16 protein-coding genes are annotated in these 19,709 nt (G+C 65.2%); 9 read left to right on the top strand and 7 right to left on the bottom strand.

All coding sequences use genetic code 11. The annotated features are described in order from the left end of the window. Positions 1–41 precede the first annotated feature (41 nt). From dsbG to dsbD, 3 genes are read right to left on the bottom strand one after another with little or no spacing between them, the layout of a single operon-like run. Positions 42–800, bottom strand: coding sequence for a thiol:disulfide interchange protein DsbG (gene dsbG, locus APH34_RS04315; protein WP_054899946.1), 759 nt, complete (start codon positions 798–800; stop codon positions 42–44). A 1-nt stretch (position 801) separates the two neighbouring features. Continuing rightward, positions 802–1,638 (bottom strand): TlpA disulfide reductase family protein, encoded by an 837-nt coding sequence (locus tag APH34_RS04310; RefSeq protein WP_054899945.1) that lies wholly within the window; start codon positions 1,636–1,638, stop codon positions 802–804. After that, complete coding sequence (dsbD, locus tag APH34_RS04305; protein WP_054899944.1) at positions 1,638–3,350, bottom strand: protein-disulfide reductase DsbD; 1,713 nt, start codon at positions 3,348–3,350, stop codon at positions 1,638–1,640. The genes APH34_RS04310 and dsbD overlap by 1 nt, the downstream gene beginning before the upstream one ends. A gap of 300 nt (positions 3,351–3,650) precedes the next feature. On the opposite strand from dsbD, the gene APH34_RS04300 reads away from it, so the two are divergent. From APH34_RS04300 to APH34_RS04265, 8 genes are all read left to right on the top strand, one after another. Continuing rightward, positions 3,651–6,482, top strand: a complete 2,832-nt coding sequence (locus tag APH34_RS04300; protein WP_054899943.1) for a xanthine dehydrogenase family protein molybdopterin-binding subunit — start codon at positions 3,651–3,653, stop codon at positions 6,480–6,482. Next, a complete protein-coding gene (locus APH34_RS04295) occupies positions 6,475–7,011 on the top strand; it encodes a (2Fe-2S)-binding protein (protein ID WP_054899942.1) in 537 nt (178 codons plus the stop codon). The genes APH34_RS04300 and APH34_RS04295 overlap by 8 nt, the downstream gene beginning before the upstream one ends. Positions 7,012–7,013: 2 nt before the next feature. Continuing rightward, positions 7,014–8,225: a cytochrome c gene (locus tag APH34_RS04290; RefSeq protein WP_054899941.1), complete on the top strand. Its 1,212-nt coding sequence runs from the start codon at positions 7,014–7,016 to the stop codon at positions 8,223–8,225. A gap of 3 nt (positions 8,226–8,228) precedes the next feature. Next, positions 8,229–9,200 carry an XdhC family protein gene (locus tag APH34_RS04285; RefSeq protein WP_054899940.1) on the top strand — a complete coding sequence of 324 codons (972 nt, stop codon included), beginning with the start codon at positions 8,229–8,231 and terminating at the stop codon, positions 9,198–9,200. Further along, a complete protein-coding gene (locus APH34_RS04280) occupies positions 9,197–9,763 on the top strand; it encodes an NTP transferase domain-containing protein (protein ID WP_054899939.1) in 567 nt (188 codons plus the stop codon). Before APH34_RS04285 ends, APH34_RS04280 begins: the two co-directional genes overlap by 4 nt. Positions 9,764–9,857: 94 nt before the next feature. Beyond that, positions 9,858–10,541: a response regulator transcription factor gene (locus APH34_RS04275; RefSeq protein ID WP_054899938.1), complete on the top strand. Its 684-nt coding sequence runs from the start codon at positions 9,858–9,860 to the stop codon at positions 10,539–10,541. Beyond that, on the top strand, positions 10,538–11,860 hold the full coding sequence (locus APH34_RS04270; RefSeq protein ID WP_054899937.1) for an ATP-binding protein: 1,323 nt from the start codon (positions 10,538–10,540) through the stop codon (positions 11,858–11,860). The genes APH34_RS04275 and APH34_RS04270 overlap by 4 nt, the downstream gene beginning before the upstream one ends. A gap of 100 nt (positions 11,861–11,960) precedes the next feature. Then, the gene (locus APH34_RS04265; protein ID WP_054899936.1) at positions 11,961–13,358 is read left to right on the top strand and encodes an aspartate aminotransferase family protein; all 1,398 of its coding nucleotides are present in this window, start codon (positions 11,961–11,963) and stop codon (positions 13,356–13,358) included. A 35-nt stretch (positions 13,359–13,393) separates the two neighbouring features. On the opposite strand, the gene APH34_RS04260 is transcribed toward APH34_RS04265, so the two are convergent. From APH34_RS04260 to APH34_RS04245, 4 genes are all read right to left on the bottom strand, one after another. Then, positions 13,394–14,362 (bottom strand): siderophore-interacting protein, encoded by a 969-nt coding sequence (locus tag APH34_RS04260; RefSeq protein WP_054899935.1) that lies wholly within the window; start codon positions 14,360–14,362, stop codon positions 13,394–13,396. A gap of 78 nt (positions 14,363–14,440) precedes the next feature. Beyond that, the gene (locus APH34_RS04255) at positions 14,441–15,838 is read right to left on the bottom strand and encodes an efflux transporter outer membrane subunit (RefSeq protein WP_054899934.1); all 1,398 of its coding nucleotides are present in this window, start codon (positions 15,836–15,838) and stop codon (positions 14,441–14,443) included. 3 nt (positions 15,839–15,841) lie between these two features. Continuing rightward, positions 15,842–17,806, bottom strand: a complete 1,965-nt coding sequence (locus APH34_RS04250) for a MacB family efflux pump subunit (RefSeq protein ID WP_054899933.1) — start codon at positions 17,804–17,806, stop codon at positions 15,842–15,844. Beyond that, positions 17,807–18,973, bottom strand: a complete 1,167-nt coding sequence (locus APH34_RS04245) for an efflux RND transporter periplasmic adaptor subunit (protein WP_054899932.1) — start codon at positions 18,971–18,973, stop codon at positions 17,807–17,809. A 211-nt stretch (positions 18,974–19,184) separates the two neighbouring features. On the opposite strand from APH34_RS04245, the gene APH34_RS04240 reads away from it, so the two are divergent. After that, complete coding sequence (locus APH34_RS04240) at positions 19,185–19,661, top strand: sigma-70 family RNA polymerase sigma factor (protein ID WP_054899931.1); 477 nt, start codon at positions 19,185–19,187, stop codon at positions 19,659–19,661. Positions 19,662–19,709 lie beyond the last annotated feature (48 nt).

Raw genomic sequence — 19,709 nt, 5'->3', positions numbered from 1 at the left:
CCGGCTTGCCGGCGATGAGGCCGATATAGCCGGCTGATCATTCAGCGCTTACCGAGAATCTTCCCCAACATCTCCGGCCGCGGCGCCCCTTGCTGGCTTTGCAGGTTACCTTGCTCATCCTGATAGAAGATCGCCGGCGTGGCCTGCAAGCCCATTTCTTCCATCAAGGCCAGGTTCGCCGCCAGTTTCTGCTGCACCGCCTCTGGCACTTTGTCCAGCGCTTTCAGGGTACTGGCCTTGCCGGCTTTCTCATGCTGTTCCAGCGCTTTGGCTGGGTCCTTGGCGGCCAGCAGTGCCGCCGACTTGCCCGGGCTGTCCTCGCGGATGATGCCGACCATGATATGGCGCAGCTGCACCTTGCCCGACTCTACCCACGGCCGCGCCTGCTGCCAGAACATGTTGCAGTACGGGCAGTTGGGGTCGCTGAACAGGTAGACCTTGCGCGGTGCATCGGCTTTGCCGTCAGCGATCCAGCTGGTCTTTTCCAGTTTCGCCCAGATGGCCTTGGACATGGGGCCGTACACCAGCTTTTCCAGCGGCTCGGCACTGAGGTCCTGGCCTTGTTCATCGAACAGGCTGCCGACCAGCACATGTTTGCCATCAGGCGTGAGGTACAGGGCGATGCCGTTGTTCTGGTACTCGGCGGCATAGCCGCGCAGGCCGTTGGGCGCATCGAAACTGCCCTTGATCACGGCGCCCTTGGCTTGCAGTTGCTGGATCGCCTTGGGCAGCTCATCGGCTTGCACCAGCGGGGCGGCCAGCAGGGCCAGGGACAGGGGCAGCAGGGCAGTCAATCGCATGTCAGTTTCCTTGTGCGGCAGGGGCGGGCGCGGCGGCCCGTTGGAAAGGTTCCAGGGCGTGGCGCAGGCTGGCCCGGGACAGCTCGCCCAGGTGGCTGCCGATCAGCCGCCCTTCGGCGTCGTAGAACAGTGTGGTGGGCAGGGCCATCGACCCGACCCGCTGGGCCAGCAGGCCGGTACCGTCGAACAGCACATGGGTCAGGCTCAGCCCGGTGGTGGCGAGGAACGTGCTCACGTTTTCAGGGGTTTCGCCCTGGTTGACGAACAGGAAGGTCACGTGCGGGTACTCGCCCTGAGCCTGTTGCAACACGGGCATTTCCCGTCGGCACGGTGGGCACCAGGTGGCCCAGATGTTGATGACCAGCGGCTTGCCCCGGTAGCTGTGCAGCGCGACCGATTGCCCGCTGGCATTGCGCAGGCTCAGCTCGGGCAACTCGGTACCTTTGCTGTAAAGATGGCTGCCCAGGCTGGCCAGGCCCCAGAACAGGGCGCCACTGAAGAGTGCCCAGCCTAGCGGGCGGCGTAGCCCGGGGTGGCGCCAACCCTGCCACAGGGTGGCGAGCACGATGCCGACAAGGCCCGACCAGAGCAGGAAGCCACCGTCGCGGATGTCGATGACCTGCAGCAAGTCATCGCGGTACATCGACCAGTAGGCCAGGACGAAGCCCAGCCGAGCGCACAGCAGGCCGACCAGGAACAGGTTGAACAGCGCCGACTCCGGGCTTTCACCGCCACGGCGGGCAACCCACCAGCCGACCAGGCTGGCGATGCCCAGCGCGGCCAGCATCAACAGGTGATTGAGGGCCATGGTCAATGGCCCGAGGGTTACCGTCAGCATCAGCCTTGGCTCCTGGTCTGGGCCCAGTGTTGCAGGAATGCGGCCGCATCCACCTCGCCGGTGATACGCCGGGCGCGGCGTTCTTCACCCTCCGGGCCCAGCCAGATGATGCTGGGCGGGCCGGGCACCTGGTAGCGCTGCAACAGAGCGCGGCTGGCAGGCGAGTCGGCGGTCACGTCCAGGCGCAGCAGGTGCACATCAGCAAGACTGGCCTGTACCTCACTGCGGGCGAAAACGTGCTTCTCCATGACCTTGCACGAGACGCACCAATCGGCATAGTAATCGAGCATCACCCACTGGCCACGGGCCTTGGCGGCGTCCAGCTCACGTTGCAGCGCTTCAGGGCTGCTGACCGTGGTGAAGGTGTCTTCGGCAGGTTGCATGGCCACCGGCGTTGCCCCGCCAGTGAACGGACGCAAGGGTTGCCAGAGGTCATCGCCACCGGCCGCCGCACCGACCAGCAGCAGGCCGCCCCACAGGGCGCCCAGCAGCGGCAGCGCTCGCAAAGCCGGCAAGCGCTGCAGCGCTGGCCAGGCAGCCCAGCCCAGGGCGATCAGCCAGGCACCGCTCAAGGCCAGCAGCAGCGGGGCGGCCAGCAGGCTGCGCACGGTGTACAGGGCCATGGCCAGGAACACGAAACCGAACACGCCCTTGACCCGGTTCATCCAGGCGCCCGGACGTGGCAGGTAGCGGTTGCCCAGGGTCACCAGCAGCAACAGTGGCAGCCCCATGCCCAGGCCCAGGCTGAACAGCACCAGCGCGCCCTGCAGCACATCGCCGCTTTGCGCGATATAGAGCAGCGCGCCGGCCAGCGGCGCGGTCATGCAAGGGCCCAGCAGCAGCCCCGAGAGTGCGCCCAGCAGCGCCGCACCATACAGGTTGCCACCGCGGGTGCCTTGCCCTGCACGGTCCAGGCGGTCACGCACGGCGGCCGGCAGTTGCAGTTCGAAGGCGCCGAACATGGGCAAGGCAAGCACCACGAACAGCCCTGCCAGGCTACCTAGCAGCCAGGGTTGCTGCAGCCAGGCCTGCAGGCTGGCGCCCAGCAGTGCGGCAACCACACCCAGCGCCGCATACACCAGTGCCATGCTCAGCACGTAGACGCCGGCCAGCAGCCAACCCCGCCGCGCGCTGGCGCCGTTGCCCAGCACCAGCCCGGCCAGGATCGGCAGCATGGGGAGTGAGCAGGGCGTGAACGCCAGCAGCAGGCCGAGGCCGAAGAAGGCGACCAGGCTCCACGCCAGGCTGGTGCTTTGCAGGCCGCTGGCCAGGGCCTGGTCACTGGCCTGATCGGCGACCGGTGTGGCGCTGCCGCCCAGGTCGATGACCGTGGTCTGTGGCGGATAGCACAGGCCGGCATCGGCGCAGCCCTGCCACCCCAGGCGCAATTGCCCTTGGGCATTGGCCGGTATCAGCAGCTCGAGCTGGTCGCGGTACACCGCGCTGTCACCGAAGAATTCGTCATGGTGGTTCAGGGCAGCGGGCAGCTGCGGGTGCTGGTCGACGGCCAGGCCATCGAACTTCAGGCGTTTCTGGTACAGGTAGTAACCCTGTTTGATCTGGAAGAACAGGCGCATCTGGCCGTCAGCCTGGCGGTCCTGGGTGAGGACGAAGGCCTGGTCGACCGGCAGGAAGTTGGGTTTGACGTCGAACGGGTTGGCCTGCAACGGGCCGGCTAGCAGGAATGTCAGGAAGAGCAGGAGAACGCGCATGTCTTCGCCTTGGCAGTACGTGAAGTGCGCCCATGCTGGCGTGGGTCGATTAACCCAAGGTTAACCCGCTCCTACGCAGGCAGGTCCTACGGGTTCGGTACGGTGCTTGCCGGCGCAGGCTTGGTTTTGAAACACCGCGACATATTGTCGGCTTGACTTTGCCAAAAGCTATTTTATTGCTGTAAAGTTGACGCACGGGTCAGTTTTTTAGGCTGGCCATGTCAAGGCGCTCGCCCCTTCCGAGTTCCCCTGCATAAGAATCAAAAATGGGCAGCTAACGTGCTGCCCAGAGGATCAAGCATGTCCAACCGTGATATTTCCCGGCGCGCCTTCCTGCAAGGCGGCCTGATCGCCGGTGTCGGTGTGACGATGGCGCCGCTTGGCAGCCAGGCCTACGCCGCGCTGATGGAGGACCGCGTCACTGCGTCGCCGCAGAAGTGGATGAACCATGATGGCAAGGCCCGTTTCCGTAACGACGCCTTGTCCAAGGTGTGCGGCAACAAGGTGTTCGCCCGTGACATCCGTGCCAAGGACATGCCGGGCTGGCCTGAACAACAAGGCCATGCCCTGTTGCTCAAGGCGACCAAGGCCGATCGCCTCTATGCCGGTTATGACCTCGACGGGCTCGGCACCGACCTGCAGCCAGACCGCATCGTCACCGCCGCCGACCTGGAGAAGGACGGCATCGCCTGGCCGGAGGCGCACTCACCGGACCCGCTATTGCCACCCGGCAAGGTCCCGATGTTCATCGGCCACCCCGTGGCAATCCTGATCTGGCACGACTTCGAGCGTTTTCGCCAGGCCAAGCGCAAGCTGCAGTTCAATGACCAGGCCATCCGCTACGGGGAGCAGGCACCGCTGTACCAGCGTGACCCGTATGGCAGCTTCCGCTTCGTACGCGTTGGCGGAGCCACACCGTTCGACGAAGACGAGTTCTCCAGCCTGAAGAACTCCATGCTGTTCCCCACCATCCTCAACCGTAAGCCGGTGTGGTCGAAACAGCCCAACCTGCACGGCGACCTGACCGAGCAGGGCTTGTTCTACGCCAAGCGTATCGGCGAGCAGTTGGATAACCCGCCCGAAGACTGGCTGGTGTTCGACGAGCGCTACAAGACGCCGTCCATCGAGCCGGCCGCGCTGGAGCCCGACAACGGCAATGGCTGGTACGACGCTGCAACCGGTACGTTGCATTTCGTGGTTGCTACCCAGTGCCCGTTCGAGGCCGCGCAGGAATGCGTGCACATGATCAAGCCGTCGCGCTTCGTCCTGAAAACCCTCAACATGCACCCCGGCTACACCGTGGGCTATGGCTCCAAGGACAACAACATCTTCGTCTTCTACGCGGCCGTGGCCGCGCTGTATGGCGGCGGTGTACCTATCCGCCTGGCCAACGACCGTTATGAGCAGTTTCAGAGCGGCATCAAGCGCCATGCTTTCGACATTCGCTACCAGCTGGCGGTGGACAAGAAGGACAACAGCTTCAAGATTTTCCGTGCCGACATGAGCTGCGACGGCGGTGGCCGCATCAACTACAGCCCGTCCGTCGCCGCAGTAGGGGCTACGGCAGCGCAGTCGATCTACTACATGCCGCAGAACGACCTGTCCGTCACTGCCTATCACTCCCGTGGGGTCGAGGCCGGCTCGATGCGTGGTTATGGCACCCTGCAGACCATGGCCGCCACCGAGATGATGGTCGATGAGGTTGCCGGGCGCCTAGGGGTCGACGCCATCGACCTGCGCCGGGCCAATGCGCTGAAGTCGGGCATGAAGAACACCCAGGGCGCGGTGCCTGCCGGGGCTCTGCGCCTGCATGAGATTCTCGATAAGGCTGCTGCCCATGATTGGTGGCTCAATCGCGCGGCACGCAAGCAGGACATGGACGCCAAGGACCCCGACCATTGGTACGGCGTCGGTTTTGCCATCTGCCAGAAGGATTTCGGTACCGGGTCCGAGGCGCCGATGGCCAGTATCGAATTCACTGCTGATGGCCGCATCAGCTTGCGTCACATCGGCACTGAGCTGGGCACGGGCATGTCCACCTCCCAGGCGCTGGTGGTCAGTGATTTTCTAGGCCGCTCGGCCGATGAGGTAACAACCGCTGTCACCGAGTGGCCGGAGTTGCAACTGACCACCAGCGGCAACCCCTACCTGATGAGCCAGGCCGAGCAGGACGCGGCGCTACGCGACCCGCGCTGGGTGGGTCGGCTGGCGTCGCCCTCGTCGGCGACCAACTCGGCGTTCTATTTCAGCCACGCCACCCGCGAAGCGGCACGCGTGCTGTTCAACCACAGCCTGTGGCCAGCCGCTTTGGCGCTGTGGCGCAAGGGCCCCTACGGCGGCCAGGCCAACCCCTTGGTGGTGCGCCGCGAAAACGCCGTGTGGGTCAACGGCGAACTGACGGGCAACGGCCTGGCGCCGATCCCGTTCGTCGAGCTTGCGAAAAAAGCCCACGAAATGGGCCTGGTCACCGGTGTGAGCGTGCACGGTTTCAACCGCTGGAGCTGGGCTGAGGCTGACTTCGTGATTGACGGCGTGCGCGAGCGGTTCCCACTCGATGCCCTTGCTGTGAAGTACGGCGACGGTGCGCCGGCGGCCAAAAAGGCGCAGATGACCCGCAACGGTTTCCACTTGCTTGATCGGCAGAATGCCGCCTATCCGGCTACCCAGTTGAACAACGCCATGGTGACCTACTACAGCCCTGTGGCAACCCTCGTCGAAGTGAAGGTGAACAAGGGTACTGGCCAAACCCGGGTCCTCAACCATCACAGTTGGGTCGAGTGCGGCCGGATACTGGTGCCGGAGCTGGTCAAGGGCCAGCTCGAAGGTGGCATCGCCATGGGGATCGGCCATGCACTGACCGAAGAAATGCCGCTGCACGAAGGCGGCCCGGGCGAGGGTGACTGGAACTTCAACCGTTACCGCCTGCCGCACGCCAGGGACGTGGCGGTGTGGCAGCAGACCAGCGAGATTCTCCCGCCGCTGTCGCCGACCGACCCGTCCAAAGGTATTGCCGAGGTCGTGATGATCCCTGTGGTAGGGGCCATCAGCAACGCTGTGGCCCACGCCATTGGCAAACGCGTGCGTGAACTACCGATTACCCCAGCCCGTATCAAGGAGGCCCTCAATGGCTAACCGTCCGCTTCAACTGACCCTCAACGGTCAACCTGTCGGTCCGGTCGAGGTCCCTGCTGACCTGGCGATGATCGACTACCTGCACGAACACCTGAACCTCACCGGCTCGCGCCTGGGTTGTGGGCAGGGCATCTGCCACGCCTGCGTAGTGATTGTCGACAACCCCGACGGTACCAGCGAGCAAGTGCGCACTTGCATCACCGGCGCCCATTACTTTGCCGGCAAGAAGGTGCGCACCATCGAGGGCCACGCAACGCAGGATGAGGCCGGCAACGTCACCCTGAACCCGATCCAGCAGAAGTTCGTCGACCTGTTCGCCTTCCAGTGCAGCTACTGTGCACCAGGGTTCGTCAACGCGGCCACGGTGCTGGTGGAAAGCGCCCAGCGCCAGGCAGTGAACAAGAGCGAGCTTGAAGACCGCATCGAGGCGAGCCTTGGTCATCATATCTGCCGCTGTACCGGTTACGTGCGTTACTACGACGCGACCCGCGCGGTGCTCAATGAGCTCGGCCTGGTCAAGGAGGGGTGAGCATGGGGCATGTACGTTCCGGTTTCGCCTTGGCGTTCGGGCTTGCCGTTGCGCTGGCGGCCCAGGCCGATGACCAGGCGCTGGTCAAGCGCGGCGAGTACCTGGCCCGCGCCGCTGATTGCATGGCCTGTCACACTGCCGAGGGCGGCGCGCCGTTCGCCGGCGGCCTGCCGATCCATTCGCCGTTCGGCACTATCTATGGCAGCAACATCACCCCAGACAAACAACACGGTATTGGCCGCTACACGGCCGATGAGTTCTTCGCGGCGGTCACCGAAGGCAAGCGCAAGGACGGCGCCAACCTTTACCCGGCCATGCCGTACACCGCGTACCACCTGATCACCCGGCAGGATTCCGACGCGATCCTGGCGTACCTGAAGACCGTGCCGCCCATCAACCGACCGGCCCCGCAGACCCAGCTGGACTTCCCGTTCAATGTGCGCCTGGGGCTGGCCGGCTGGAACATGCTGTACGGCAAGAGCGTCCAGTTGCAGGCCGCCGAAGGCAAGGGGCCGGCCTGGCAGCGTGGGCAGTACATGGTAGAGGTCATGGGCCACTGTGGTGAATGCCACACCCCACGCAACGCCATCGGCGCCCTGCAGCAGGACCGGCGCCTGACGGGCGGCCTGCTCAATGGCTACCTGGCGCCGAGCCTGCTCGCCCAGGACCTGGCCGAGCGGGGCTGGACCCAGCCAGACCTCACCACCTTCCTCAAGCACGGGATCAGCGCCCAGGGCAGCATGTTCAACGAGATGTACCCGGTGGTGCACCACAGCACCCAGCACCTGGAGGACGCCGACCTGGCTGCCATGGCCACGTACCTGTTGGGTGAACAGCCGCCCGCAGCGAAGGTCATAAAGGAAGTGCCCCTGGACCAGCTCAGCGACAGTGCCACGCGCGGCCATCAGCAGTACCTCAACGTCTGCGCCGGTTGCCACGGCGTCGAAGGCGAGGGCAAGCCGCACATTGCGGTGGCCATGCAGGGCAATACGGTGCTGCGCCAGGGCGACTCGCGTAACCTGGTCAAGGCTATCCTGGAAGGTATCCGTGAGCAGCAGTTCACCGGTTTCGAGCGTATGCAGCCCATGCCGGGCTTTGCCAACAAGCTCACTGATGAGCAGGTGACGGATATGGTCAATTACCTGCGCCAGGCCTGGGGCGGTTTACCCGGTGACCTGAGCGTGCAGCAGCTCGCCGAGCTGAAGGCGGAGTAAGCCGTGCAGCATCTTGATCTGCAGGTCGTACGCCAGGCGTTGCAGTGGTCATGCAGCGGCCAGCGGGTATGGTTATGCACGGTCCTCGCCACCTACGGTTCGGCGCCCCGTGCGCCGGGCTCGTTGCTGGCGGTGAACGATGCCGGGCAGTGGGTGGGGTCGTTGTCAGGTGGCTGCGTCGAGGAGGACTTCCTCGAACGTGTGGCCCGGGGCGAATTCCCCGAACCCGTTGTCATCGTGCGCTACGGCGACGGCAGCGACCCGCGCTCGAACATTCGCCTGCCCTGTGGTGGCGTGCTTGAGGTGCTGGTGGAAAATCTGGCGGCAGGCTGCGAGGTGCAGGCGCACCTGCGCGAGCTGCAGGGCGCCCTGCAAGGGCAGCGTCGGTTGCTGCGCGAGGTGAGCCTGCCACACGGGCTGCGCCGCCTCGCCAGTGATGCTGCCCACGGCCCGCGGGTGGAACGTGAAGGCGGTTGCGTGCGCATTCGCGTGGGGGCCGCCCAGCGCTTGCTGTTGGCCGGGTATTCCAGTGTTGCGCATTTCTGCGCCGAGTTTGGCAAGGGTATGGGCTTTGAAGTCATCCTTTGCGACCCACGCGACGAGGTGCTCGAAGGCGTGGTCCTGGACGGCATCGAGGTGCGCCGCGAACTGCCATCGGTATTCATCGCCAACGGCGGTTGCCATGCCGACACGGCGGTCGTTGCACTGACACACGACCCGAAAATCGACGACCTCGCCATGCTCGAGGCGGTCCATACCGATGCGTTCTACATCGGTGTGATGGGCTCAAGGGCCACTTCCGACAAACGCCGTGAACGCCTGCACCGTATTGGCGGCCTGGGCGACGACGAACTGGCGCGCATCCATGCGCCGATTGGGCTGAACCTGGGCAGCAAGACGCCGGCGGAGATCGCCCTGGCGGTGCTGGCGGACATTTTGCGCATGCGCAATGGCATCGCCCGGGCGGCGCTGTGAGCGTGGTCGCGCTGGTGTTGGCGGCAGGCAGCAGTGTGCGTTTTGGCCGTGACAAGCGCCGTGCTGCCCTGCCGGACGGCCGCAGCTTGCTGGTGCATAGCGTCGAGCGTGCCTGCACGGCGTTCGATGACGTGCGGGTGGTGTTGCGCGAAGGGGAGCAGGGCGAGGACCTGGGCTTGCCAGCGCAATGCCGAGTCATCTCCAACCCGGATTTTGCCCTGGGCTTGGGCCATAGCCTGGCGGCGGGTGCCGCCTCGCTGCTGGACAGCGAAGCGCAAGCGGTGGCGATTCTGTTGGGCGATATGCCTTGGATTGCACCCGCCACCCTTCGAAAGCTTGCCGCCGAGGCCGGCGCATCGACCATCGTCCTGCCTTGTCATGGCGGGCAACCCGGCCATCCTGTGCTGTTCGGGCGTGATTTCTGGCCTGCGCTGGCACGCCTGACGGGCGATGAAGGTGCGCGTTCGCTGGTACAGGCACACCCGGCCTGTTGCGTCAGGCTGCAGGTGGAGGATGCCGGGGTGCTGCAGGATGTCGACAGGCCTGACGCGTTACGCCCGTGAGTGTGATGCCCACTGGTGGCAAGAAAGGGCCCATAATCCCCCCTTAATCCCCCAGTAGTGCAATGCCAGCCACACCATTCCGGGAGCCCCCACCATGCACGTTCTGCTCTGCGAGGACGACGACCTGATCGCCAGCGGCATCTGCGCCGGCCTTGCCGCCCAGGGCCTGACCGTCGACCGTGTGGCCAACGCCGCCGGTGCGCGGGCCATGCTTCAGGCAGCGCAGTTCGATGTGATGATTCTCGACCTCGGCCTGCCTGATGAAGACGGCCTCAAGCTCCTGCGCCGCCTGCGTCAGCAGGGCGTGGACCTGCCGGTGCTGGTGCTCACCGCGCGCGACGCGGTCACCGATCGGGTGGATGGCCTGCAGGCCGGTGCCGACGACTATCTGCTCAAACCGTTCGACTTGCGTGAACTGGCCGCGCGCTTGCACACGTTGCTGCGTCGGGTCGCAGGGCGGGCGGTGAACGTGATCGAGCATGGCCCGCTACGCTATGACCCGAGCAGTTGCGAAGCGACCCTGGGCGGTAAGCCGGTGGACTTGTCGCGGCGTGAACAGGCCTTGCTCCAGGCCCTGCTGCAAAACCCCGGGCGGGTGCTCTCCAGCGAGCAGCTCAAGGACTGCGTGTACGGCTTCAGCGACGAAGTCGAAAGCAACGCGCTCAACGTGCATATCCACCATTTGCGCCGCAAGTTAGGCAACAGCATCGTCGAGACCGTGCGCGGCCTGGGCTATCGCCTGGGGCCGGCGCAGGCGTCGGAGGAAGCGGCATCATGAGCCTGCGGGTGCGCTTGAGCCTGATCCTTGGTAGCGCCTTCGTCATCATCTGGGTGCTGGCGGCTGCGTGGATGTTGCGCGACCTGCGCCAGCAGATGATGTTCTCCCTCGACCAGCGCCTGGTGGCATCGGCGCGGATGGTCGCCGGGCTGGTTGACCAGTTGCCGCAACCGTTGACCGCCAAGGGCGAGGACGCGCACTTCTCCGCCGATCAGTTCAGCGTGCCCGACGGCATGGCCTGCCAGGTGAGTTCGCTGCGGGGTGAAATCCTCGCCAGCAACCACAAGCATGAAGGTGCCATGGATGACGAACGCAGCGGCTTTCGCGACCAGACCATCGATGGCGCGCTATGGCGCACCTTCACCTACAACCACGGTGACGTGCGCATCACCACTGCCGACCGACACATGGAGCGCGAGGCACTGAACCAGTCGATTCTGTTGGCCGCGTCGGCGCCGGTGCTGATGGCCTTGCTGGGCAGCCTCGGGTTGCTCTGGATCGGCCTGGGGAAAGGCCTGGAACCGCTCAATCGCATGCGTGACGCCCTGCGCCGAAGGCGTGCAGACAGTGTCGAGCCCTTGCAGGTGGCGGGGTTGCCCAGCGAACTGCAACCGCTGCTGGATACCCAGAACCAGCTGTTCCTGCGGATTGCCCAGACCATCGAGCGTGAGCGGCGCCTGACGGACGACGCCGCCCATGAGCTGCGCAGCCCGCTGACGGCCATCAAGACCCACCTGCAGGTGGCACGGATGACCGACGGTACCGTGCGCGAGCAGGCGCTTGAGCACGCCGAGCAGGGCGCCGATCGCATGCATCGGACCTTGGAACAGTTGCTGATGCTGGCGCGGGTGGAGGGCAGCCTGTCGTTCGAGGACGGGGTGCAGTGCAGCGCCGAACAGGTTGCCCGCCAGGCGGTGCAGGATGCCGGTGGCGGTGACAACCGACGCATCGTTCTGCGCCTGCCCGAGGAGGCGACCCGCATCTACCTCGGCATGCCTGCGCCGCTGGCGGTGGCGGCCTTGCGCAACCTGCTGGACAACGCCCTGCGCCACGGCGGTGATACCGAGGTGGAGCTGGAGGTGCAGATGGCCGATGGTCAGGTGGGGTTCATGGTCCGTGACCATGGGCCAGGCATTGCCGAGGGCGACTTGCAGCACCTGACCGAGCGCTTCTGGCGCAATGGGCAAAGCGGTGGCTGTGGCCTGGGGCTGGCAATCGTTCAGGCCATCGTGCAGCGCTGTGCCGGGAACCTGAGGTTCGACAGCCGCAGTGATGGGTTGCGGGTGTTGCTGCAAGTGCCGGCGCGATCGGGTACCTGAGCCGCAAAAATCCAACAGCAAGCGCTAAATCCTCCCTGCGGCCAAGCGTTTTCCAAGCGATAACCACCCGCACATTCGCTTGCTTGCGAGGATTTACCCCATGTCGACCGCTTCCAGCCTTGCCCAGGTCCTGCCGGCCAACGCGCCGCAACCGTTGTACGAGTTCAACGAGTCGCCGTTGCTGCAACGCCAGCAGCACCAGGAGTCCAACGCCCGCAGCTACCCGCGGCGCATCCCGCTGGCGCTCAAGCGCGCCCGTGGCATTCATGTCGAGGATGTCGAAGGCCGTCAGTTCATCGATTGCCTGGCCGGTGCAGGGACTCTCGCCCTGGGCCATAACCACCCGGTGGTGATCGAAGCGATCCAGCGTGTGCTGGCCGATGAACTGCCGCTGCATACCCTCGACCTGACCACACCGGTCAAGGACCGCTTTGTCCAGGACCTGTTCGGTGTGCTGCCAGAAGCGCTGCGCCGTGAGGCCAAGGTGCAGTTCTGCGGCCCGACCGGCACCGACGCGGTGGAAGCGGCGCTCAAGCTGGTGCGCAGTGCCACCGGGCGCAGCACCGTGCTGGCGTTTCAGGGTGCCTACCATGGCATGAGCCAGGGCGCGCTCAGCCTGATGGGCAGCCACGGCCCCAAGCAGCCGCTGGGCGCCTTGCTCGGCAACGGTGTGCAGTTCATGCCGTACCCTTACGATTACCGTTGCCCGTTTGGCCTGGGTGGCGAGGCCGGGGTCAAGGCCAACCTGCATTACCTGGAAAACCTGCTGCTCGACCCTGAAGGCGGCGTGCCGCTGCCGGCAGCGGTGATCCTGGAAGTGGTACAGGGCGAAGGTGGGGTGATTCCCGCCGATATCCAGTGGCTCCAGGGCGTGCGCCGTATCACCGAACAAGCTGGCGTGGCGCTGATCGTCGACGAGATCCAGAGCGGTTTCGCCCGTACCGGGCGCATGTTCGCCTTCGAGCACGCGGGCATCGTGCCGGATGTGGTCACCCTGTCCAAGGCTATTGGCGGTAGCCTGCCGCTGGCGGTGGTGGTCTATCGCGACTGGCTCGACACCTGGAAGCCAGGCGCCCATGCCGGCACCTTCCGCGGCAACCAGATGGCCATGGCTGCAGGGTCTGCGGTGATCAATTACCTGGTCGAACACCGCCTGGCCGAGCATGCCGAGGCCATGGGCCAGCGCTTGCGTGGTCACCTGACTCTGCTGCAGAAGGATTACCCGCAGTTGGGCGATATCCGTGGCCGTGGCCTGATGCTCGGGGTAGAGCTGGTAGAGCCGCAAGGCCAGCCTGATGCACTGGGCCATCCACCGGCCAACCGCGAGCTGGCGCCCAGGGTGCAGCGTGAATGCCTCAAGCGTGGCCTGATTCTCGAACTGGGTGGGCGCTATGGTGCGGTGGTGCGCTTTCTGCCGCCGTTGATCATCAGCGCGCAACAGATCGACGACGTGGCGCAGCGCTTTGCCGATGCAGTGGCGGCTGCCATCGCCAACTGAAGGCAGAGGGGCCGCATGGCGGCCCCTTTACCGAATCAGTCAAGGGTGCGCCCGGCCCGCCAGTACCCCATCAATGTCAGGCAATCGCGCGGCAGCCCGCGCGCCTTGATCAGGTAGCGGCGAATGTCCATCACAGCCGCCGATTCCCCTGCCACCCAGGCATAGAAGCCACTGCTGGCGCTGCTCGCCTGCTCCCAGAGAATGCGCTTGTCGATGTCCACGTCTTCAAGCTGCAGGCCGGCCGCGTCGTGCCCCTGCGGCAGCAGTGCCAGTTCGCGTACGGCATGTTGCATGGCCTGGCCATGGCTGCAGCGCAGCAGTTCACGGGGTAACCAGTGCAGGCGGGTGGCCGCGCCGTGGCGCAGGGGCAGGCAGTCTGCCTCCAGGGGCACCTCGATGAATGCCTCGATGGCCAGCGTAGGCTGGGTGTCGGCCTGCTGTTCGAGAATGCCGGCGATGGCGGGCAGTGCCGTCTCGTCACCCACCAGCAATACAGAGCGGACCCCGGCAGGGGGCTTCCACGCGTAACCGCCTGGATCGTCATTGAAGGCCAGGTTTGGCGCGACCATCTGCAGCCTATCGCCGACCTGGGCATGGGTAGCCCAGGCCGATGCGGGGCCGCTGACGCCATGCAGAACGAAATCCACATCGACCTCCAGGGTTTCCCGCCGCAACGCACGGATGGTGTAGGTGCGCATGGGCGGGCGCTGGGCTGCTGGCAGCGCAGTGTGCGCGGCTTTCCAGTGAGCGTCCTGGGGCAGGACAGGCAACGAGCCGTCAGGGGCGGGGAAGAAAAGCTTGACCCGTTGGTCGGGCGCCAGGGTGTGCATTGCTTCGATATCCGGGCCGGTAAACACCAGGCGAGCGAGCGATGGGCCCAGGCAGATACGCCGGGCGAGCATCAGGTCGAAGACGCGGTAGGCGCTGGTGGCCGGTGAACGGCCTGAAATCAGGCGGCGTAGGCCTTGCTGGCATGCCTTTATCATGCTGGCGGAGCTGGACATGCGGAAGTCCTCTTGCAAACGGCTTTCTTGAGGAACGAGCCGGTGCCGCTGCAAATTACCTTCATGGCCTGCCACGGCTCAGTGCTCCACCTGCCAGCCTCCCCCCAGGGCCTTGTACAGCGCCACACTGCCTTGCAGGCGGGCAAGGCGCAGTTGCGCCTGCTGATCCTGTGCAAGGTATAGGGTGCGCTGCGTTTCAAGCACGCTCAACAAGGTTTCTGCACCCGCCGCGTAGCGTTGTTGAGCGAAGTCGAAGGCGGTGCGTGCGTGCTCGACCTCCTGGGCCTGCCACTGCCACTGCACTGCCACGCCGTGGAGGGCGTTGAGTGCCTTTTCGACGTCGGCGAAGCCTGCAATGATGCTGCTGCGGTAGGTTTCCAGCAGTTCGTCCTGCTCGGCTTCGGCCAAGTCCCGCGATGCGCGCAGCCGACCATTGTTGAACACCGGCGCGACAAGGCCCGCGGTAAGGGTGTAATAGGCGCTGTTGAACACCTCGGCGAAGGTGCTTGCCCCCGTGCCCACATTGGCGCCCAAGGTCAGTTTTGGTAGCAGCGCGGCCCTGGCCACTTGCACATTGGCGTTGGCCGCGGCCAGGCGTGCTTCGGCGGCGGCGATATCCGGGCGCCGGGTGAGCAGTTCGCTGGGTAGGCCGCTGCCTGTGCGTGGCCAGTGCAGCGCATCGATCGCTTCGGGGCTGGCCGGCAACGCCTGTACCGGGTCGCCCAGCAGGGTGGCCAAGGTGATGCGGTTGTCTTGGCGCTTCTGTTCGAGCAACGGCAACTGCCGTTCCTGGGCCGCCACCAGGCTGCGCTGCTGGGCCAGCTCCAGGCGAGTAGCGGAGCCTGCGCGCTGGCGGCTCTCGACCAGGCCCAGCACATCGCGTGCGTTGCGCAGGTTAAGGCGGGCGATGCGCAGTTGCTCTTCCAGGGCCAGGCCTTGCAGGTAGCTGTTGGCAACGCTGCTGACCAGGGTCAGCTCGACCGTCTGGCGCTCGAAACGGCTGGCATCAAGGCCGTGCAAGGCACTTGCCCGGGCTGCGCGCAGGCCACCCCAGAAGTCGATTTCATAGCTGGCGGTAAGTTGCAGGCCGAACGAGGTGCTCGTTCGCTCATAGGTGCTGACGTCCAGCTGATCATTGCCTTCACCATGCAGCAGGCGTTGGCGGCTACCCTCAAGGCCCAACTGCAGTTCCGGCAACAAAGGTGCGCCGGCGATCACGGCCCGGGCCTGGGCCTGGCGCACCCGGGCGGTCGCTGCACCAAGGTCATGGGCATTGCGTTGGGCACGCGCCACCAGACGGTCCAGTTCGCGGCTGGCGAAGGCGTGCCACCACTGGGCCGAGGGTGCGCTGGCCTGGGCGGTTTCGCCTTGCCAGGTGGAGGGCGCAGTGATGCCGCTTTGCGGGGCGGTCGGCAAGCTGCAGGCGGTGAGGCCCAGGCTCAGAAACAACAGGCTGATGCGGCTTGGCAATGTCATGGGCTATTCGCTGGTGAGTGCTTTGACCGGGTCGAGTCGGGAGGCTTTGCACGCCGGCATGAAGCCGAACACGATGCCGGTGAGAACTGCGCAGGAAAAGGCGCCGAGCATGGCCGACAGGGCGAAGGCCACGGCCACGTCGGCCAGCATCAGGCCCGCGCCGATGAGCAGGGCCAAGGCGATGCCGGCCAGGCCGCCGACCATCGACAGCATGACCGCCTCGCTGAGGAACTGGCGCAGGATGTCGCGCTGCCGTGCGCCAGTGGCCATGCGTATGCCTATCTCGCGGGTACGTTCACGGACCGTCATGAGCATAATGTTCATCACGCCGATGCCGCCTACCAGCAGAGAGATGGCCGCAATTGCCCCTAGCATCAGCGACAGGCTGTTCTGGGTGCGCGCCTCGGCCTGAATCAGCGCGGCGGCGTTGGTCAGTTCGAAGTCATGGCGGCCCTGGTGGCGCTGTCGCAGCAGGTGGTCGATGGCGGCTTCGGTTTCATCGACCCTGGTCGAGTCGAGGGCCGCAACGGTGATGTAATCAGGGTCACGCTGCCCGAACAGGCGGACCGCCGCCGCCGAGTAGGGCACGACGATCCGCCCGTCGGCGTCCTGGTCACCGGAACTTGCGCCCTTACCGGCGAGGATGCCGACGACCTGGAAAGGGACGTTGCCGATCAGGATGTATTGCCCGATGGGATCGCGACCGGGCTCCAGCAACGTTTCCCGTACTTTCTGGCCGATGACCGCCACGGCTGCGCCGTTGGCTTCGTCGGTTTCGGTGAAAAACGCGCCCTCTACCGCTGGCCAGTTGAATATCTGCGGGAACCAGGTGTTGTTGCCGCCCACATAGAAGCGCTGGCTGTTGTTGCCGTGGCGCACCATGACCTTGTCACCCAGGACTGGCATGATCTGCTTGACCTGCGGTAACTGGCCAATGGCGGCGACATCGTCCAGGGTAATGGTCCCGGCGGGTTCGCCCAACGTTGCCGGCTTGCCGTTGAGGTAGAGGATGTTGGCGCCAAACGCGGCCATCTGCGCCATCACCTGGCGTTTGCTGCCTTCGCCCACGGCAAGCATGACCACCACTGATGCCACCCCGATGATGATGCCGAGCAGGGTCAGGGCGGTGCGAAAGCGGTTGACCCACATTACGCGCCAGGCTGCTTGCAGGCTTTCGAGCAGTTCTCCTTTCCACGCACCGCGCAGGGTAGCACCGCGATCCAGACGCTGGCGCAAGTCGCCGGCTTGCAAAGCCTGGCGTGGCGCGGCGGGCGCTTGGTGGGTGGGGGTGTCGCTGATCATCAGGCCATCGCGAATCTCGATCACCCGCTGCGCCCGTGCCGCCACCTGGCGATCGTGGGTGATGAGAATGATCACATGGCCCTGGCCAGCCAGTTCGTCGAGCAGGGCCATGACCTCGGTCCCGCTGTGGCTGTCGAGCGCGCCGGTGGGTTCGTCGGCAAGGATGATGTGGCCCCCGTTCATCAGCGCACGGGCGATCGAGACCCGCTGTTGCTGGCCGCCCGACAACTGGTGCGGGCGGTTGCCGCTACGGCTGGACAGCCCCAGACGTGCCAGCAGGGTGGCGGCGCGGGCATGGCGCTCGGTGGCGGGGGTGCCGGCATAGATGGCCGGCATTTCGACATTCTCCTGGGCCGAGCCTGAGGCAATCAGATGGTACCCCTGGAACACGAAGCCGAACGCTTCGCGACGTAGCCAGGCCAGTTCGTCGCTGCTCAGGTCAGCAACGTCCTTGCCGGCGAAGTGGTAGCTGCCCGAGGTAGGGCGATCCAGGCAGCCCAGGATGTTCATCAGGGTCGATTTGCCTGAGCCGGAGGCGCCAACGATGGCGACGAACTCGCCGGGATGGATGCTCAGGCTGATGCCCTGCAGCACCTCGACCTTCGGTGTGTCCACACCACCGTATGACTTGCGGATATCGACCAGTTCGATCAGCGGCGCAGTCATTCAACCTCCACTGGCGCTGGGAGCGCCGATCAGTAGCTGCTCGCCTTCGCTGAGGCCGTCGAGCACCTGAACGCGCAGGCGATCACTGAGCCCGGTGCGAACCTGGCGCTGCACCACCTTGCCGTGCTGATCGAGCACGCGTGCCACGTGCTGGCCATCGTCGCCATCCAGCGCGGCCAGAGGCACGGTCAGCACCTGGCTGGCTTGCCCGGCGACAAAGAACACCTGCGTGGTCATGTCGGCCATCAACGCACCATCGGGGTTTTCCACATCGAGCAGCACGGTGTACTGCACCACATGGCTGCCGGTGCTGCCTGCGCTGGCAGGGCTGCCGCCGCCTTGGCTGGCTTCTTCCAAAGGTTTGGGCGGGATCGGCAGGATCTGCCGCACGGTGCTGCTCCAACGCCGCTTGCCGCCGGCCAGCGTGGTGAAATAGGCGGTCATGCCGGGTTTTACCTTGCCGATGTCGGCTTCGGAGACCTGTGCCCAGACCGTCATGGGCGAGAGCCTGGCGATGCGCAGGATCAAGGGGGTGCGTTGCTGGGCGTTGAGGGTCTGGCCTTCTCGAGCATCGACGGCCACCACCGTACCGTCCATGGGGGCGTAGATGCGGGTATAGCCCAGCTCGGCTTCGTCGCTGCGCAGGCTGGCCTGGGCCTGGCGAATCTGGGCCTGGAACATGTCGATGCGTGCCTGGGTGACCTTGAGCTGTGCTTGGGCAGCTTGCACGTCCTCGTCACGCGTGGCGCCAGCGGCGGCCAGGTCACGCTGGCGCTTGAGCTGGTGACTGGCGAGTTGGAACTGCGCGCGCTGTTCGGCTAGCTGGGCCTTGAGGTTATCGATCGAGAACCGCCCGGCATCAAGCCGCGCCTGTTGGGTGGAAGGGTCGATCTCGACCAGCAGTTGGCCCTTGCGCACCGGGTCGCCCGCTTCAACATGCAGTTTGCGGATCTGCCCGGATGCCTGGGCGCCCACATCCACATAACGTCGGGGTTGCAACGTTCCCAAGGCTGTGACGCTGCTTTCGATGTCGCTTCGGGTCACCGTGACGGTGCTGGTCGGGTGCGCACCCAAGGGCAGGCGCTGCCAGGCTAGCAGGCAGCCCACGCTCAGCAGGCCCAGGCCGGCAAGAATGAACGGGCGGCGGGGGTGGGTTAAACGGCTCATGGGGGCTTCCAGCCAGGGGGAACGGCCACGCGCTGCCACTCGTGGCGCGCAGGGAGGTGCCAAGTAAACGAAGGCAGGGGCGACGGATTTAGCCCCAGCGGCGTGGGGGCAACGTGTTGCTGAGAATGGTTATAGTTTGTAGTATTCGACGCTGCTATCACTCTGTCCCGCCCCCGCACTGCGGGGTTGCAAGGCGATCTCAGGTGTTGTTGTGGAACGTTACTATCGCGAACTGGTGAGTTTTCTCTCCGCGCGCCTGGGCAGCCGTCAGGCGGCCGAGGACGTTGCCCACGATGCCTATGTGCGGGTGCTCGAGTGCGCCGACGACAAGCAGATCACCCACCCCCGAGCATTTTTGTACCGCACTGCGCTCAACCTGGTGGTCGACCGGCACCGGCGCCTGCTGGTGCGTCGGGCCGAGCCGCTGGACGTACTCGATGAGGATGGGCGTTTGCACAGCGCCGAGCTGCAGCAGGATCTGCAGCTTGACCAGCGCCTGGCGCTGATGACGAAAGCCCTGGACGAGCTGGCCAAACCCTGCCGCGAAAGCTTCCTGCTGCGCAAGCTCGAAGGCCTGTCGCATCAGCAGATTGCCGAGCGCCTGGGCATCTCCCGCTGTCTGGTGGAAAAGCACATCGTCAACGCCATGAAGCATTGCCGCGTGCGCATGCGCCAATGGGAATCTTGAAAAAGTGGTAAACCGCCAGTGAAAATTCTGTGTGCTGGCCACTTGATT

Source organism: Pseudomonas sp. NBRC 111131 (assembly GCF_001320525.1).
GTDB lineage: Bacteria > Pseudomonadota > Gammaproteobacteria > Pseudomonadales > Pseudomonadaceae > Aquipseudomonas > Aquipseudomonas ceruminis.
This window is presented reverse-complemented; position numbering and strand designations above follow the sequence as displayed.

Bases quoted from the DNA above. Each gene is read 5' to 3' on its own strand.
- APH34_RS04250 (WP_054899933.1), bottom strand. From the start codon at position 17,806: ATGACTGCGCCGCTGATCGAACTGGTCGATATCCGCAAGTCATACGGT.
- APH34_RS04265 (WP_054899936.1), top strand. From the start codon at position 11,961: ATGTCGACCGCTTCCAGCCTTGCCCAGGTCCTGCCGGCCAACGCGCCG.
- APH34_RS04300 (WP_054899943.1), top strand. From the start codon at position 3,651: ATGTCCAACCGTGATATTTCCCGGCGCGCCTTCCTGCAAGGCGGCCTG.
- APH34_RS04270 (WP_054899937.1), top strand. From the start codon at position 10,538: ATGAGCCTGCGGGTGCGCTTGAGCCTGATCCTTGGTAGCGCCTTCGTC.
- APH34_RS04310 (WP_054899945.1), bottom strand. From the start codon at position 1,638: ATGCTGACGGTAACCCTCGGGCCATTGACCATGGCCCTCAATCACCTG.
- dsbG (WP_054899946.1), bottom strand. From the start codon at position 800: ATGCGATTGACTGCCCTGCTGCCCCTGTCCCTGGCCCTGCTGGCCGCC.
- dsbD (WP_054899944.1), bottom strand. From the start codon at position 3,350: ATGCGCGTTCTCCTGCTCTTCCTGACATTCCTGCTAGCCGGCCCGTTG.
- APH34_RS04260 (WP_054899935.1), bottom strand. From the start codon at position 14,362: ATGTCCAGCTCCGCCAGCATGATAAAGGCATGCCAGCAAGGCCTACGC.
- APH34_RS04290 (WP_054899941.1), top strand. From the start codon at position 7,014: ATGGGGCATGTACGTTCCGGTTTCGCCTTGGCGTTCGGGCTTGCCGTT.
- APH34_RS04245 (WP_054899932.1), bottom strand. From the start codon at position 18,973: ATGAGCCGTTTAACCCACCCCCGCCGCCCGTTCATTCTTGCCGGCCTG.
- APH34_RS04275 (WP_054899938.1), top strand. From the start codon at position 9,858: ATGCACGTTCTGCTCTGCGAGGACGACGACCTGATCGCCAGCGGCATC.
- APH34_RS04255 (WP_054899934.1), bottom strand. From the start codon at position 15,838: ATGACATTGCCAAGCCGCATCAGCCTGTTGTTTCTGAGCCTGGGCCTC.
- APH34_RS04295 (WP_054899942.1), top strand. From the start codon at position 6,475: ATGGCTAACCGTCCGCTTCAACTGACCCTCAACGGTCAACCTGTCGGT.